16 protein-coding genes are annotated in these 13,953 nt (G+C 51.7%); 7 read left to right on the forward strand and 9 right to left on the reverse strand.

Going from position 1 to position 13,953, the window contains the following annotated elements; translation table 11 throughout:
• The first annotated feature begins 166 nt into the window (after window positions 1-166).
• From EnteroDNA1_RS04600 to EnteroDNA1_RS04610, 3 genes are all read left to right on the forward strand, one after another.
• Window positions 167-1,936: a terminase ATPase subunit family protein gene (locus EnteroDNA1_RS04600; RefSeq protein ID WP_069302947.1), complete on the forward strand. Its 1,770-nt coding sequence runs from the start codon at window positions 167-169 to the stop codon at window positions 1,934-1,936.
• Between the two features lies 1 nt (window position 1,937).
• Window positions 1,938-2,963, forward strand: coding sequence for a phage portal protein (locus EnteroDNA1_RS04605; RefSeq protein WP_069302948.1), 1,026 nt, complete (start codon window positions 1,938-1,940; stop codon window positions 2,961-2,963).
• A 424-nt stretch (window positions 2,964-3,387) separates the two neighbouring features.
• Window positions 3,388-4,287, forward strand: coding sequence for an SIR2 family protein (locus EnteroDNA1_RS04610; protein ID WP_069302949.1), 900 nt, complete (start codon window positions 3,388-3,390; stop codon window positions 4,285-4,287).
• Window positions 4,288-4,404: 117 nt separating this feature from the next.
• Here EnteroDNA1_RS04610 and EnteroDNA1_RS22540 read toward each other — a convergent pair whose 3' ends face one another.
• The 6 genes from EnteroDNA1_RS22540 to EnteroDNA1_RS04635 all read right to left on the reverse strand — a co-directional run bounded on the left by EnteroDNA1_RS22540 (window position 4,405) and on the right by EnteroDNA1_RS04635 (window position 8,526).
• Window positions 4,405-4,536 (reverse strand): meiotically up-regulated 80 protein, encoded by a 132-nt coding sequence (locus EnteroDNA1_RS22540; RefSeq protein ID WP_231926988.1) that lies wholly within the window; start codon window positions 4,534-4,536, stop codon window positions 4,405-4,407.
• A gap of 188 nt (window positions 4,537-4,724) precedes the next feature.
• Window positions 4,725-7,010, reverse strand: a complete 2,286-nt coding sequence (locus tag EnteroDNA1_RS04615) for a replication endonuclease (RefSeq protein WP_069302950.1) — start codon at window positions 7,008-7,010, stop codon at window positions 4,725-4,727.
• A gap of 1 nt (window position 7,011) precedes the next feature.
• Window positions 7,012-7,275 (reverse strand): DUF5405 family protein, encoded by a 264-nt coding sequence (locus EnteroDNA1_RS04620; RefSeq protein ID WP_069302951.1) that lies wholly within the window; start codon window positions 7,273-7,275, stop codon window positions 7,012-7,014.
• Window positions 7,276-7,298: 23 nt separating this feature from the next.
• Window positions 7,299-7,517 carry a DUF2732 family protein gene (locus tag EnteroDNA1_RS04625; RefSeq protein WP_069302952.1) on the reverse strand — a complete coding sequence of 73 codons (219 nt, stop codon included), beginning with the start codon at window positions 7,515-7,517 and terminating at the stop codon, window positions 7,299-7,301.
• 66 nt (window positions 7,518-7,583) lie between these two features.
• A complete protein-coding gene (locus EnteroDNA1_RS04630; RefSeq protein WP_069302953.1) occupies window positions 7,584-8,084 on the reverse strand; it encodes a replication protein B in 501 nt (166 codons plus the stop codon).
• 166 nt (window positions 8,085-8,250) lie between these two features.
• Window positions 8,251-8,526 (reverse strand): regulatory phage cox family protein, encoded by a 276-nt coding sequence (locus EnteroDNA1_RS04635; protein WP_069302954.1) that lies wholly within the window; start codon window positions 8,524-8,526, stop codon window positions 8,251-8,253.
• A gap of 120 nt (window positions 8,527-8,646) precedes the next feature.
• On the opposite strand from EnteroDNA1_RS04635, the gene EnteroDNA1_RS04640 reads away from it, so the two are divergent.
• Window positions 8,647-8,946 carry a helix-turn-helix domain-containing protein gene (locus tag EnteroDNA1_RS04640; RefSeq protein WP_032667448.1) on the forward strand — a complete coding sequence of 100 codons (300 nt, stop codon included), beginning with the start codon at window positions 8,647-8,649 and terminating at the stop codon, window positions 8,944-8,946.
• Window positions 8,947-9,042: 96 nt separating this feature from the next.
• Window positions 9,043-10,053 carry a phage integrase gene (locus EnteroDNA1_RS04645; protein WP_069302955.1) on the forward strand — a complete coding sequence of 337 codons (1,011 nt, stop codon included), beginning with the start codon at window positions 9,043-9,045 and terminating at the stop codon, window positions 10,051-10,053.
• 110 nt (window positions 10,054-10,163) lie between these two features.
• Here EnteroDNA1_RS04645 and leuE read toward each other — a convergent pair whose 3' ends face one another.
• Both leuE and EnteroDNA1_RS22295 read right to left on the reverse strand, forming a co-directional pair.
• Complete coding sequence (gene leuE / locus EnteroDNA1_RS04650; RefSeq protein ID WP_033145755.1) at window positions 10,164-10,799, reverse strand: leucine efflux protein LeuE; 636 nt, start codon at window positions 10,797-10,799, stop codon at window positions 10,164-10,166.
• 109 nt (window positions 10,800-10,908) lie between these two features.
• A complete protein-coding gene (locus EnteroDNA1_RS22295) occupies window positions 10,909-11,082 on the reverse strand; it encodes a YciY family protein (protein WP_086379783.1) in 174 nt (57 codons plus the stop codon).
• A gap of 144 nt (window positions 11,083-11,226) precedes the next feature.
• Between EnteroDNA1_RS22295 and cls the strand changes: the two genes are divergently transcribed.
• Both cls and EnteroDNA1_RS04660 read left to right on the forward strand, forming a co-directional pair.
• Window positions 11,227-12,687 carry a cardiolipin synthase gene (cls, locus tag EnteroDNA1_RS04655; protein ID WP_069302956.1) on the forward strand — a complete coding sequence of 487 codons (1,461 nt, stop codon included), beginning with the start codon at window positions 11,227-11,229 and terminating at the stop codon, window positions 12,685-12,687.
• Window positions 12,688-12,720: 33 nt separating this feature from the next.
• Complete coding sequence (locus tag EnteroDNA1_RS04660) at window positions 12,721-13,050, forward strand: HI1450 family dsDNA-mimic protein (protein ID WP_006810881.1); 330 nt, start codon at window positions 12,721-12,723, stop codon at window positions 13,048-13,050.
• Window positions 13,051-13,081: 31 nt separating this feature from the next.
• Here the strand turns inward: EnteroDNA1_RS04660 and EnteroDNA1_RS04665 are convergent, their stop codons facing one another.
• A complete protein-coding gene (locus tag EnteroDNA1_RS04665; RefSeq protein ID WP_048975814.1) occupies window positions 13,082-13,951 on the reverse strand; it encodes an ion transporter in 870 nt (289 codons plus the stop codon).
• Window positions 13,952-13,953: the final 2 nt, after the last annotated feature.

The raw sequence follows: 13,953 nt of genomic DNA on the forward strand, positions 1-13,953 counted from the left end.
TGTTCAGGTGTCCTGATGTTGGGTTTTCGGGTCGGGGTTAGTTTCCCGACTCTGACCCGTATCAGCCACCGCTTGCGCTCCTGTTAGATCTGATACAACAGGCACTTAGCGCTAATAACCCCCCATTTCCTTAGCCTTGCCACGTCACACCAAAAACGAGGCAAGCATGACCATTTCAACTGACCTTTCTCTGTTAAATGACCCGCGACGACAGGCGCGGCTGTTGTACTGGCAGGGGTTCGCCGTGCCGCAAATCTGCGACATGCTGCAGCTCAAGCGCCCGACCGTTCAGAGCTGGAAACAGCGCGATGGATGGGAAGAAACCGCGCCGATTAACCGCGTGGAATCGACGTTAGAGGCGCGGCTTATTCAGCTCTATGCAAAGCCAGACCTGACCGCGCATGACTTCAAAGTCGCTGATTTTCTGTCGCGCCAGATGGAGCGGCTCGCGCGCGTTAACCGCTACTGCCAGACCGGAAACGAGGTGGATTTAAACCCCAATATCGCCAGCCGCAACAAAGGGGATCGCAAAAAGCCGAAACGAAACTATTTCAGCGATGAGGCTATAGAAAAACTGGAAGAGATTTTCTTCGACCAGTCGTTTGACTATCAGCTCCGCTGGCATAAAGCGGGGTTAGAGCACCGCATCCGCCACATCCTGAAATCGCGACAGATTGGCGCGACGTTCTACTTTGCGCGCGAGTCACTTCTGCGCGCGCTTAAGACCGGGCAAAACCAGATATTTTTGTCGGCCAGTAAAACGCAGGCTTACGTGTTCCGTAAGTACATCATCGCCTTTGCCCGTCTGGTTGACGTCGACCTGTCAGGCGACCCGATCGTCATCGGCAACAATGGCGCTGAGCTGATTTTTCTCGGGACCAATTCCAACACCGCGCAGAGCCACAACGGCGACCTGTACGTCGATGAAATTTTCTGGATCCCCAATTTTCAGAAGCTGCGCAAAGTCGCCTCGGGCATGGCCTCGCAGTCACACCTGCGCACCACCTATTTTTCTACCCCGTCGACGCTGGCGCACGGCGCTTACCCGTTCTGGTCAGGCGAGCTGTTTAACCGTGGCCGCAGCAACCGAGACGAACGTGTCGACATCGATATCAGTCATCAGGCGCTTGCCGGTGGCATGTTATGCGGGGACGGCCAGTGGCGGCAGATTGTCACCATTGAGGACGCGCTCGCCGGTGGCTGCACCCTGTTTAACCTCGACCAGCTTAAGCAGGAAAACAGCGCGGATGACTTCCGTAACCTGTTTATGTGCGAGTTCGTCGACGATAAGGCATCGGTATTCCCGTTCGAGGAGCTGCAGCGCTGCATGGTTGATGCGATGGAAGAATGGGAGGACTTCGAGCCGTTCGCTGACCGTCCGTTTAACTGGCGTCCTGTCTGGATTGGCTATGACCCGTCACACACCGGGGACAGCGCCGGGTGCGCGGTACTGGCTCCGCCGCTGGTTGCCGGTGGCAAGTTCCGCATCCTTGAGCGTCATCAGTGGAAAGGCATGGACTTTGCCGCACAGGCCGAGGCCATCCGGGCGCTGACCGAGAAATACACCGTCGACTATATCGGCATTGATGCGACCGGCATCGGTCAGGGTGTTTACCAGCTCGTGCGCTCATTCTTCCCGGCGGCGCGCGCCATCCGCTACACGCCGGAAATGAAAACCGCAATGGTGCTGAAAGCGAAAGACACCATCCGACGCGGGTGTCTGGAATATGACGCCGGTGCGACCGACATCACGCAGTCATTTATGGCTATCCGCAAAACCATGACCAGCAGCGGCCGCAGCGCCACCTATGAAGCCAGCCGCAGTGAAGAAGCCAGCCACGCGGATATCGCGTGGGCAACCATGCACGCCCTGTTAAACGAGCCGCTTTCCGCCGGTAGCGGTATGCAATCAAGCTCCATTCTGGATATTAACTAAGATGAAAAAACGCCAAAATAAACAGCCAAAACAGACCAGCATGACCGCCAGCGCGCCGCAGAAAATGGAGGCGTTCACCTTTGGTGAGCCGTCACCCGTTCTGGATCGCCGCGACATCCTCGACTATGTCGAATGCATCAATAACGGCAAATGGTACGAGCCGCCGGTCAACTTCTCCGGGCTGGCGAAAAGCCTGCGCGCCGCCGTGCACCACAGCTCTCCGATTTACGTAAAGCGCAACATTCTGACCAGCACCTTTATCCCGCACCCTTTGCTGTCGCGTCAGGACTTCAGCCGCCTTGTGCTTGATTATCTGGTCTTCGCCAACGGCTATCTCGAAAAGCGCATGAGTGTGACCGGCCAGCTCATGAAGCTGGAAACCTCACCGGCCAAATACACCCGCCGTGGTGTTGAGGATGGGGTTTACTGGTACGTGTCGAGCTTTACCCACCCGCACCAGTTCGCCCCCGGTTCGGTGTTTCATCTGCTTGAGCCCGATATCAATCAGGAGCTCTACGGGATGCCGGAATACCTGAGCGCGCTCAATTCCGCCTGGCTGAATGAATCCGCCACGTTGTTTCGTCGCAAGTATTACCAGAACGGCGCGCACGCGGGTTACATCATGTACGTGACCGACGCGGCGCAGAGCAGCACCGACGTTGAGGCGCTGCGCTCCGCAATGCGTGACTCGAAAGGACTCGGTAATTTCAAAAACCTGTTTTTCTACGCCCCGAACGGGAAGCCGGATGGCATTAAGATCGTGCCGTTGAGTGAAGTCGCCACGAAGGATGATTTTTTTAACATCAAGAAGGTGAGCGCCGCTGACCTGCTCGATGCGCACCGCGTACCGTTCCAGCTCATGGGCGGCAAGCCTGAGAATATCGGCTCGATGGGCGATATCGAGAAGGTGGCGCGGGTGTTTGTGCGTAACGAGCTGACGCCGCTGCAGGAGCGGTTTAAAGAGATAAACGACTGGCTCGGGATGGAGGTGATCCGCTTTAAGGATTACAACATAGAGACCGACTAAACCTGCCAAAAATGCCGCCTACGGGCGGCACATTCTCAGAGCAAGCCAGACGCCGCGCACGCGACGCAAGCGCCCGACATCACCTTGACCGACTTCACATCACAGCGCGCCCCCACGACGCGCACAGACGCGTAAAATAAATCCTGTCACCACACCCGGCGCGCAGTGCTATCCCCGCCTCGCCTGCCCGCCTTATGGGGCCGTTTTAATGCAGTTGCATGAACCACAAAAACCTCATCAAGCCTGGCAGGTCGAACAATTCACAACCCGATTATGCTCATGCGTTTTCATGCAGCTTAGGCATGCACGTAAGTTTTCCCGTATTTACGCGACCAACATTAAAAAAAGCACCCTACCTTAACTGCTTTATCGCGCATGAATGGGTAATATGAATCGCATAAACTACAATTGATAAGGAAACGAAATGGGAGCGTTAATTTTATTCGGTGCTGGGGCTAGTTTTGGTAGTGGCCCTTGTGTCGGAGGACAACCTCCATTGGGAGGTGCTTTAATAGACGCAATGAGAAAAGAAGGTGGTATCTCAACGACAATACAGGGCGAAATGCTTGAGCTTTTCAGGAATGATCCAGAAAAGGCCATGATAAGATTTTTCGAAGAAAGAAACAGTGACGTCACTGCTCTATTAAAAGAAATGGCTATGGCATTGGCAAGATTCAGCATAAAAAAGGGTAATTTTTATCTTAAGCTCATAGCTATGATAAAGAAAAAAAAGAATATTTATCTGGCTACAACTAACTATGATCTGCTCATCGAGCAAGCTATATGGTCACATCGCATAAATGTACAGTACCGTACCGATAATCGCATTCCCAACAGTATGTCTCTGTTAAAGATACACGGCTCATGTAATTTCATTCCTGCAGGTATAGCCACAGGAGTTAGTTTTCTGCACGCCCCAGGCGCTGGAGGTGCATTAACTGATGGTGACATAAAAATCTATAACGACCAGAAAGAAATTATTAATTATTGTAAGAGTGATACTTCGTTAGCTCCTGCAGTAGCCATGTACCATCCAGAAAAAACAGTTATTCATTGCCCCAGTATTGTTAATCTGCAACAGCAACAGTTTAAAGAAAAAATTAAAACCTCTAATAAAATTATAGTCATCGGTCTTAAAATAAATCCAGACGACCACCACATATGGGATGAATTAAAAGAAACTAAAGCAGATATATACATCGTTGATAAACAGAGGTTGCCAGTTATGGAATGGAAAAAACAAATAGCCAAACAGAACGTTTTTTATTTATCAGATACTTTTGAAAACTCCCTTAAGCAAATAGAACGACTTTTGAGACGCTAACGCCTCGGGGGCTCGTTGTTCAACGCCGCCGGTACCTAAAGCAAGCTTCAGTACCGGCGGCGTTTGCTATGGTCGACGTGGTTGCGGAATAATCGGGCCTTTCGCCGGTGTGAACGCCTAAATTTTCGGATTGCTGATATCGTACAGCCTGCCGTAATTATCTCTGACTATTTTGGCATACCCGACCAACTCGGCGGGAGTCAGGTTCTCATTGGCTATAATTTGCTGCAGCTGGTGGACGAGAGCCATTAACTTAATATTTTTGGTATGGTACTGCGGTGTTTCACCTCAAATTACATGCATCAGTCATCACCCCCTGACATCCGCATCAGAAGCGCTACCGCTGCGCAGCTCCGCATTATCCCTTAATTGCTCGAGCCATCCCTCAAAACTGGCGGTTCTTATTATCGATTCAAAATCAGCCATTTCAATCACCATTATTGATTTGTTGAGAATCCCGGCCACTCATCAGTAACCGGATATGTGAATTTCTGCCCGTCGTATGTCACGGTCGCCCCGCGCGCCAGCGCCTCAAGTTCCCAGCGTTTTGGGGTGATGCCATGCTGCGCAAGGTCAAAGCGGATACGAGGTATTTGCGCACGTTCGGATTTAGTCAGCCTGCCTGACGGGGCAACGCCATGCGGTTTTAATGGCTCACTACTTCTTTGCTGGCGATTTTGATGCGGGGCGTCGTGTTTTAGCGCGCTCCTGAGCGCTGTCACGACTTCGGGGTCGTCCCATGCGACAACACCGTCATCAACAAGATTCAGCACCGCTGCGGCATGCTCAGACGGTGTGGGGGTCATAACTCGAGCATCACCGCCGGTGAGCTTTCCACAGTTATTGACAGGACTCCGAGGCGCGGCAGAGCCGCTTTTTAAGGTCAAAGGCTCAACGGCCAAAATCTTTGGAACGATTCGCCATTCGGCTGTACGGGTGACATGGACCCGGTGCGCCCCGAGATGAGGGGCATAAATACCGACCACCCTCTCGATATCTTCCTCGTACTCATTAACCTCATCCGTCACCTTACGGGCAACCCTTACGGCCTGAGCATCACGCGGCATGTTTGCCCCACCCTGCGCGATGATGTACCGCTCAAAATCACCCTCATCTGCAGCAGCTCGCGCGGCCTCTACCCTGTCGTCAAACTCGCTGGCGATACTCACCCCACGCGGCAGCTTGCGCAGTTCGCGGTAAGCGCCCATCGTCGGGAGGCCAATCGGTTTAAACTGCGGGATGCGCCATGTAGACGCCCATGCGGTGACGGCTGCGGCCGTATCTTTCAGAGGCTTGCCGGTATCGTGATCGAGCTGGCCGTCAAGTGCGTAACCGTCGATATTTTTTGCAATGTATTTAGCGATATAACCCGCCGCTCCGCCCTGATTAAGATGGCGTGACTCAAAGCGCTGTTTTGCCGCGCCCTTTTCGTGTCCGTCCTCTTTGAGGGCATAACGACGCATAATTTCGTTAATGGCTTTACGCTGACCGGGTTTGCAAAACAGCATCATGTGCCAGTGTGGCGTGCCGTCGTGGTGCGGTTCAACAACACGCATCCCGTAAACCTCTAAATCGTTATCTTTAAAAGCGGTGCGCATCAGGCTCCAGATTCGGCAGAGATAGCGCTGGCCGTCTTTGGGCGTGAACGCGGTATCGTTCCAGCCATGATTGAGCTGCACCGTTTTGCTTTCACCTCTGCCAACCTGACGGGTCGGGTGATACTTCGATGGCGTGGTCAGCGTGATAAACATCCCCACGTCACCAACGCTGGTCGCGTAGCGCTCAATCCCGGCGATGGTGTTCATCAGCTCCATGCGGCGTATTTCAGGGTTAGAAATACTCCCCATGACCTTACTGATGAGGTCGATACGTTCGCCGGTGACTTTGTTTTCCAGTTCACAGGATTTCAGGTATTCGAGATTAGCCAGGCGGCGCGAGTGAACATCGCGGATCGCCATTTTGCTTGCGTAAGGTGAACGGTCTTTGTTGACCTCACCGGCAGCGATGAGCAGCGCCTCGCGCCAGCGCATCCTCTGCGCCTTAAGCTGATTAATCCACCACTCGTCTTTTATCAGTCGTGAAATAGCGGAAAATGCCATGCGGATCGTCATCTGACCCTTACGGTATTTTTTCCAGTACATCGGGGTGATGTTAAATGCGCGAGCAATACCGGCCACTTGCCCGTATAGGTGCGACTGAGCTTTATCGGTGAAAAGTGTTTCTTTCCCGCCGTGAGCCTCCGCCCATGCGTCGCTTAACTCCTCATATTTGCTCCAGAGCTGAGAGGCAATTCTGGCCGCAAATTTCCTGAGCTCTTTGTCATTCATATCTGGTAAGCGCGCATACTGGTCGCGCTCGGACAGAAACCCAATCGAGGCGATTTCATTCATCCCACACAGCTCATTAACACGCTCAAGACGTGGCAGCAGCTTGCGCTCAAACGTGTTTTTAAGGAAATACAGCCCACCTAAAGGGCTCTTTTTACGGCGGATGAAGTTATAACGCGATGTAAACAGCGTTTGCAGGAAAAACGGCAGACGGTCAATCCGGTTTAAAACACCTTGCACCTGACGGAGTTCGGCACGTGTAAGGGGTCTGTCGCGGCCAATGGCCTCTTTGGTGACGTTATTCCAGGGATAAGTACCAACGAATGAATCACTGGCGCCCTTCAAAAATGGTGGTGGTGGCGAGGGGGCAATACGCCCCCGAGATTCGATGGACATACTATTTAAAGGCGTCCAGACATTGCTTCCCCATGCGTTCAATCCGAGCTTCCAGAGCTGTGAAGCTAGTAAGATCGCTGGTCAAAAGATCATGCAATACCAGGCCTGAGATAAGCTTAGGGATAGTTGGGTAGTAACCCACAACGTCCAGCCATTCCTTACCTTCATTCTTCCCGGATGTAGCGGTCTTTTTTTCCTGCAAAATGAATTGATAGCGGTCACTGGTGATGACGTATTGGTTATTAATCTCGATGTGTATACTCATTTTTTGCTTCCTGTTAACAGTGGTTAGCCAGCTCTACCGAAAATTGCGTTGTGTAACTTTTCCGACTCCTGACCTAATAACTCGATAATCTCGGTGCGATTAAGTTCTGACTTACTGATGTGCGCGATAAGCCCGTCAAACTGAGAAGAGAAACGGGTCGCCGCGTCGCGCTGTGCCTCGCTTACTGCCTGCGCCAGAAGTGCCGAATACATCCCCCGCTGCGCTGTATTTTGCTTTTGCATTTGCCTATCTCCGGACAAAAGGAGTCCCCACGCTGTAAGGCGCGTAATAAATCGAATCCAGATTAATTAATGTAAATACTGCTCAGGTTTCACCGAGGTTAAAATGGTTGGTGCGTACTCAAAAAGGCTAAACAGCTCTCGCAGCGCGCGGAAAAGTTTGTCGCGCCAATAACAGCCCTCTTCATTCAAACGCCAGTGCGGCATCATAAATTCCTGCTCTGTCAGTCCAGCATGAAGAAACAATGAACGCCTTTGGCTGACGGTCAGGCGGCTGATGAAAGTTGCTTTTGACGTGCCAAGTTGACGATACCGGGTGAATGCATTTCTCAATTCATCAAGCGCACAAACAAGACGCTCACGATCGGCTTCGGTCATTTCCTCTAAGCGCATGACAGAGTGACGCTGTTTTAATTGAGCGTGGAAACAAACCGTAAGACGCTCCCGTTCCATCATCTGATTGTAAAAATCGCAAGTGTCCTGCCAGCGAGGCTGAGCCAGATACTTGCAGACCAGACCGCGAAGCGCTGTTGGTTGTTTCTGGATCACGTCCAGTGTCATTACCGTCATAACCACAGTCCTCTCTTTTTGACCAGTCGACGAAGCTTCTCGATAACACCCGGCTTTCGGGTTCGGATGATGATGCCCTTACGTCCACGACCGTGAGTGATAGTGAAGTTGGTAGGTTTAGGACTTTCTCTTCGAAGCAACTGTGCAATACAGCGAGGTTCACTATTCATACTCGCTCCCCTAATCCGAGCCACATCAGCCAACCATCACGAATTTCCTTCGGGCGGCTGTCATATGCCATCTTCATACCCTTGTTCCAGGCAGGCAGATAAACCCAATATTCCCCTGCGCGCCCACTCGTTGACTGCGGATCTGTCATCTCGACTACAGGCAGCTTGCCCTTTTCAATCATGCCTTTAACGGCTGCAGGTGTTTTACCAATAAGGCGCGCGAATTCCTGGTATGGAACCGCATCTGTTCTACTTACAAGCTGGTTGTTCATCTGCTACGATTCTCCTTTAGTGTGATTAATTGCTCTTAATGGGCTTTAATTGCTCTCACTAGATAACCCAATAAGAGTAAAACATCCCGATAGGGGCAATATTCTTCCATAGGAGTAACTATGTCAACCCCGGTATTTGAGAAGATAAAGCTGATTAGAGAATCAGAGAGATTAAACAAGAGGCAATTCAGTGAGTTAACAGGCATAGCCTATAGCTCTCTTGCTGGTTATGAGTCCGGAGACAAAAAGCCCGGAGTTGAGCAAATCATGAAAATCCTGCAACACCCCCGGTTCACAAAGTACACGTTGTGGTTCATGGCCGATCAAATAACACCTGAAGCTGGGCAAATTGCACCGGCTCTCGCGCACTTTGGGCAGCAGACAACAACGTCACCCCACTCAGACCAGAAAACTGGCTAACCATTTACGGCGCTTTTTTGTGCAGTAAATGCACAGTGAGTTTTTGCTATTTAAATCAGGAAATTGAAGTACGCAGTAACATCATCGGGAGGCTTTATGTCTGTTAAAAAGCTCGATGATGGTCGATATGAAGTGGACATTAGACCGAGCGGGCGTAACGGAAAACGCATCCGTCGGAAGTTCGACAAGAAAAGCGAGGCGATGGCTTTTGAAAAGCACACTCAATATAACCATCACTCAAAGGAATGGCTTTCAAAACCAACGGACAAACGCCAATTGTCAGAACTGAAAGAGTTGTGGTGGAAGCTGAAAGGTAAACATGAGGAGCACGGTCAATCGTATCTCAGGAAAATTGAGCGTTTCGAAACGATGACCGGTAACCCATGCGCTTTCCAGATCACCAAGAGCCTGATAACGCAATATTGTGCTCAACGTCGGGGTGAAGGTATTAAGCCAACTACCATCAACCGCGACCTGATCACGCTAGGTGGGATGTTCACAACCCTGATTGAGTCAGAACTGTATAACGGTGAGCATCCATTCAGGGGATTCAAAAAACTGAAAGAGCAGACAGCCGAAACGGGCTATCTCACTCTTGAGGAAATTGACGCCTTACTTGCTGCGCTCTCAGGTGATAATCGTAAAATTGCGGTTTTGTGTTTGAGTACCGGAGCAAGATGGGGCGAAGCTGCACGATTGAAGGCGGAGAATGTGATTCATAACCGAGTGTCTTTCGTTAAGACGAAAACCAACACACCGCGCACGGTCCCGATCTCTGATGACGTTGCGGCTTACGTAGTCGGCAAAACACGAGGTTTTCTGTTTCCTGAGGCCAGTTATGCTAACTTCAGGCGAACCCTCAAAGAGGTTAAGCCCGATTTACCGGCCGGACAAGCAACACATGCGCTACGACACTCTTTCGCGACGCACTTTATGATTAACGGGGGCAACATCATCACACTGCAGAGGATCTTAGGTCATACGAAAATTGCGCAGACAATGGTCTATGCGCACTTCGCTCCTCAGTACCTGCAGGACGCGATTTCGCTTAATCCGTTGAAGGGTGCTAATGGTGGTCAGAGTGTCCACAATGTGTCCACACCCTAGCCGCTTTTTATGGCTTTTGACTGCTAGTAGTAAAACGTGAAGCCTTGTCTGGCGCGGCTTTCCAGCTACACCAGACATTAAAAAGGCTCCCTCAGGAGCCTTTCAAACCATCAATGCAGCGACGCTAGCCTCGCCGCAAACCCGACAAACAGCAGCCCTATCAGTCCGTTCCCCAGCTTTGCCAGTTTCTTTTTCGTTTTCAGATAACGCGTGACAAACGCGCCTGAGAAGATCAGGAAGCTCATGTACATAAAGCTTATCAACTCCAGCGTCGTCGCGAGGATCAGGAAAGAAGTTCCAGTGCTCTGTGCATTCACGTCAATGAACTGAACGAAGAACGATACGTAGAACAGAATCGCTTTGGGATTGGTCAGGCTTAATACCAGCGAACGTTTCATGATCATACTGGCTGGTTCGGGGCCGCTCTCATTCGCGTTTTTCTGGCGGTTCACCACCGACCAGAGCATTTTGCCGCCCAGCCAGAGCAGATAGAAAGCCCCGAGATAGCGCACGATATTAAACAGTACCGGCGTGGTCTGGATTAATGCCGCGACGCCCGCCCAGGCCAGAAACATCAGCACCGCATCGCCGATAAATACGCCCGTGGCGGCAAGATACCCTTTTTTAACGCCGTGACCGATCCCGGTTTTGAGCACAAACAGGGTATTCGGCCCTGGCACCAGCACGATAAAAAACGCGCCGACAACATACGTCCAGAAATTCAGTACGCCAAACTCCGCAAACACTTCTCCCTCCTTTTGCTAAACACAACAGGAATATCGCTGCAAATACGCTATTCCTAAAAAATCAGACGCTATAAAATCAGCGGGCACCCGTTACGGTGCCCTCATGGTTTCAGATATCCTGGACTGCGAACAGCAACGCATTGCGGTGCCTGGTCAATCCACATTTTCTGATGGCGTGAATACGCATATTGCGGCGGGATTGTGCTTCCAGCCAACGAGCCTTGCGACGACTCACCTGTCGCAACATGCGCCAGCGCCCTACTTCTGTTCTACTGCGCTTCATGTCTACAACTCTTTAACTTACAGAGTCGCCATTATAAACCCAACCCGGCAGCAAACCAGCGCTTTTACCTGGCGTTTTTATTTGCCAGATGAATCCTGATGCGTACACTCATAACAATACGCTTTCAAAAGGATTTTTTTACCTATGACAACCTTCTACACCGTGGTGAGTTGGCTGGTCATTTTGGGATACTGGCTGTTAATCGCGGGTGTGACATTACGCATCCTGATGAAGCGCAGAGCCGTACCCTCTGCCATGGCCTGGCTTCTAATCATTTATATCCTCCCGCTGGTGGGAATTATTGCCTATCTCTCTTTCGGCGAGCTTCATCTGGGTAAACGCCGCGCCGAGCGTGCCCGTGCCATGTGGCCCTCCGCCGCGAAGTGGCTGAACGATCTTAAGGCCTGCAAACATATTTTTGCCGAGGAGAACAGCAGCGTCGCCTCCTCACTGTTTAAGCTGTGTGAGCGCCGTCAGGGGATTGGCGGCGTTAAAGGCAATCAACTGCAGCTGCTGACTTCGTCCGACGACGTCATGCAGGCGTTAATCCGCGATATTCAGCTGGCTCGTCATAATATCGAGATGGTTTTTTATATCTGGCAGCCCGGCGGGATGGCTGACCAGGTCGCTGAGTCGCTGATGGCCGCCGCGCGGCGCGGCATTCATTGCCGCCTGATGCTTGATTCCGCGGGTAGCGTGGCATTTTTCCGTAGCCCCTGGGCCGGCATGATGCGTAATGCCGGGATCGAAGTGGTCGAAGCGCTGAAGGTCAATCTCCTTCGCGTGTTTCTGCGTAGGATGGATCTCCGCCAGCATCGCAAAATGATCATGATCGATAACTATATTGCCTACACCGGCAGCATGAATATGGTTGACCCGCGCTTCTTCAAGCAGGACTCAGGAGTAGGTCAATGGGTTGATTTGATGGCGCGAATGGAGGGGCCGATTGCCACCTCGATGGGCATCGTTTATTCCTGCGACTGGGAAATAGAAACCGGCAAGCGTATCCTGCCGCCACCGCCGGACGGCAATATTATGCCGTTTGAAGAGGCCAGCGGTCACACCATTCATACCATTGCTTCAGGGCCGGGCTTCCCGGAGGACTTAATTCATCAGGCGCTGCTGACGGCAACCTACTCGGCGCGTGAATACCTGATCATGACGACGCCCTACTTTGTCCCCAGCGACGACCTCCTGCACGCGATCTGTACCGCCGCGCAGCGCGGTGTCGATGTGAGCATCATTTTGCCTCGCAAAAATGACTCCCTACTGGTGGGCTGGGCCAGCCGGGCATTCTTCAGCGAACTGCTGGCCGCAGGGGTGAAAATTTACCAGTTTGAAGGCGGATTGCTCCACACCAAGAGCGTTCTCGTCGACGGTGAGCTGAGCCTGGTGGGCACGGTCAACCTGGATATGCGCAGCCTGTGGCTTAACTTTGAAATCACGCTGGTCATTGATGATGCCGGCTTTGGCGGCGACCTTGCAGCGGTGCAGGATGATTATATCTCCCGCTCGCGGCTGCTGGATGCCAGACTGTGGGTAAAACGTCCGATGTGGCAGAGAATTGCCGAACGACTGTTTTACTTCTTTAGTCCGTTGCTGTAAAACGTGCCCAACGATGTTAAACAGGTAGTCATCATGGAAATGGATCTGAACAATCGCCTGACCGAAGACGAAACGCTCGAGCAGGCCTATGACATTTTTCTCGAACTGGCGGTTGATAATCTCGATCCCGCAGACGTGATCCTCTTCAATCTGCAGTTCGAAGAGCGCGGCGGCGCTGAATTGTTCGACCCTTCAGAAGACTGGGCTGAGCATGTGGATTTCGACCTGAATCCGGACTTCTTTGCCGAAGTGGTGATTGGGCTGGCCGATGAAGACGGCGGCGAAATTAACGATATTTTCGCCCGCGTCCTGCTCTGTCGCGAGAAAGACCACAAGCTGTGCCATATTCTCTGGCGCGAATAATAAAAAAGGCTGCGATTGCAGCCTTTTTTATTTACTCCGGCAATTCACTGCCGCAGCGGTAACAAAACCGCGCGCTGTGTTCATGTTCGCCCTGCTGGCAATGAGGACACTTGCGCTGCTGCTTGCGGTTCTGGAAGGCGCTGCTCATATGTGTGGTAATAAGTCCCGTCGGGATCGCAATCACCGAATAGCCAATCAAAATCAGCACGGACGCCACGATGCGCCCAAGTGGCGTATGGGGCGTAATATCACCGTAGCCCACGGTGGTGACGGTCACAATAGCCCAGTAGACGGACGCATTGAGCGTCGTAAAGCCATATTTGGGCCCTTCTATTAAATACATCAGCGCGCCAAAAACAATCATGACGATGGCAATAAACGAGTAGAACAAAATAAGCTGATGGCGGGCGCTGACGATCGCACTCCAGAACACGCGTAATGACGGCATAAAACGCAGCAATTTCAGAATACGTAATACCCGAATCACGCGCATCGCGCGCCAGGCAAAGACATAGCTCAGGCTGATCTCCGGCCACAGCCACATGACATAGAGCGGCAGGATGGTGGCTAAATCGATAAATCCCCAGAAGCTGAAAACATATCTGGCCGGGTTGGGCCAGGCTATTACCCGGAGGAGATATTCAGCGGTAAAAACCAGGGTAATCGCCAGCTCAAGCCAGACAAAGATATGCCATTCGTCAAACGTCAGGTGGTATTGCGTCCCGGCACCCGATTCAATAAAGATGACAACCACGCTGAGGAGCGCAAATAAACCGCACAGACCTTCGAAGCGTCGCCCGGAAACCGTTTCAGGATCGAATAAAAAATGATATAGCCGCCGACGGGCTGACGTGAATAAACGCGACACAGTTACCTCGCAAAAAATAAGGGCTGACATCATGT

The organism is Enterobacter sp. HK169 (assembly GCF_001719105.1).
In the GTDB taxonomy this organism is placed as follows: domain Bacteria; phylum Pseudomonadota; class Gammaproteobacteria; order Enterobacterales; family Enterobacteriaceae; genus Enterobacter; species Enterobacter asburiae_B.

What these genes read in the sequence shown, in the direction of transcription:
- EnteroDNA1_RS04600 (WP_069302947.1), top strand. Translation starts at nt 167, where the DNA reads ATGACCATTTCAACTGACCTTTCTCTGTTAAATGACCCGCGACGACAG.
- EnteroDNA1_RS04605 (WP_069302948.1), top strand. Translation starts at nt 1,938, where the DNA reads ATGAAAAAACGCCAAAATAAACAGCCAAAACAGACCAGCATGACCGCC.
- EnteroDNA1_RS04610 (WP_069302949.1), top strand. Translation starts at nt 3,388, where the DNA reads ATGGGAGCGTTAATTTTATTCGGTGCTGGGGCTAGTTTTGGTAGTGGC.
- EnteroDNA1_RS22540 (WP_231926988.1), bottom strand. Translation starts at nt 4,536, where the DNA reads ATGGCTCTCGTCCACCAGCTGCAGCAAATTATAGCCAATGAGAACCTG.
- EnteroDNA1_RS04615 (WP_069302950.1), bottom strand. Translation starts at nt 7,010, where the DNA reads ATGTCCATCGAATCTCGGGGGCGTATTGCCCCCTCGCCACCACCACCA.
- EnteroDNA1_RS04620 (WP_069302951.1), bottom strand. Translation starts at nt 7,275, where the DNA reads ATGAGTATACACATCGAGATTAATAACCAATACGTCATCACCAGTGAC.
- EnteroDNA1_RS04625 (WP_069302952.1), bottom strand. Translation starts at nt 7,517, where the DNA reads ATGCAAAAGCAAAATACAGCGCAGCGGGGGATGTATTCGGCACTTCTG.
- EnteroDNA1_RS04630 (WP_069302953.1), bottom strand. Translation starts at nt 8,084, where the DNA reads ATGACGGTAATGACACTGGACGTGATCCAGAAACAACCAACAGCGCTT.
- EnteroDNA1_RS04635 (WP_069302954.1), bottom strand. Translation starts at nt 8,526, where the DNA reads ATGAACAACCAGCTTGTAAGTAGAACAGATGCGGTTCCATACCAGGAA.
- EnteroDNA1_RS04640 (WP_032667448.1), top strand. Translation starts at nt 8,647, where the DNA reads ATGTCAACCCCGGTATTTGAGAAGATAAAGCTGATTAGAGAATCAGAG.
- EnteroDNA1_RS04645 (WP_069302955.1), top strand. Translation starts at nt 9,043, where the DNA reads ATGTCTGTTAAAAAGCTCGATGATGGTCGATATGAAGTGGACATTAGA.
- EnteroDNA1_RS22295 (WP_086379783.1), bottom strand. Translation starts at nt 11,082, where the DNA reads ATGAAGCGCAGTAGAACAGAAGTAGGGCGCTGGCGCATGTTGCGACAG.
- cls (WP_069302956.1), top strand. Translation starts at nt 11,227, where the DNA reads ATGACAACCTTCTACACCGTGGTGAGTTGGCTGGTCATTTTGGGATAC.
- EnteroDNA1_RS04660 (WP_006810881.1), top strand. Translation starts at nt 12,721, where the DNA reads ATGGAAATGGATCTGAACAATCGCCTGACCGAAGACGAAACGCTCGAG.
- EnteroDNA1_RS04665 (WP_048975814.1), bottom strand. Translation starts at nt 13,951, where the DNA reads ATGATGTCAGCCCTTATTTTTTGCGAGGTAACTGTGTCGCGTTTATTC.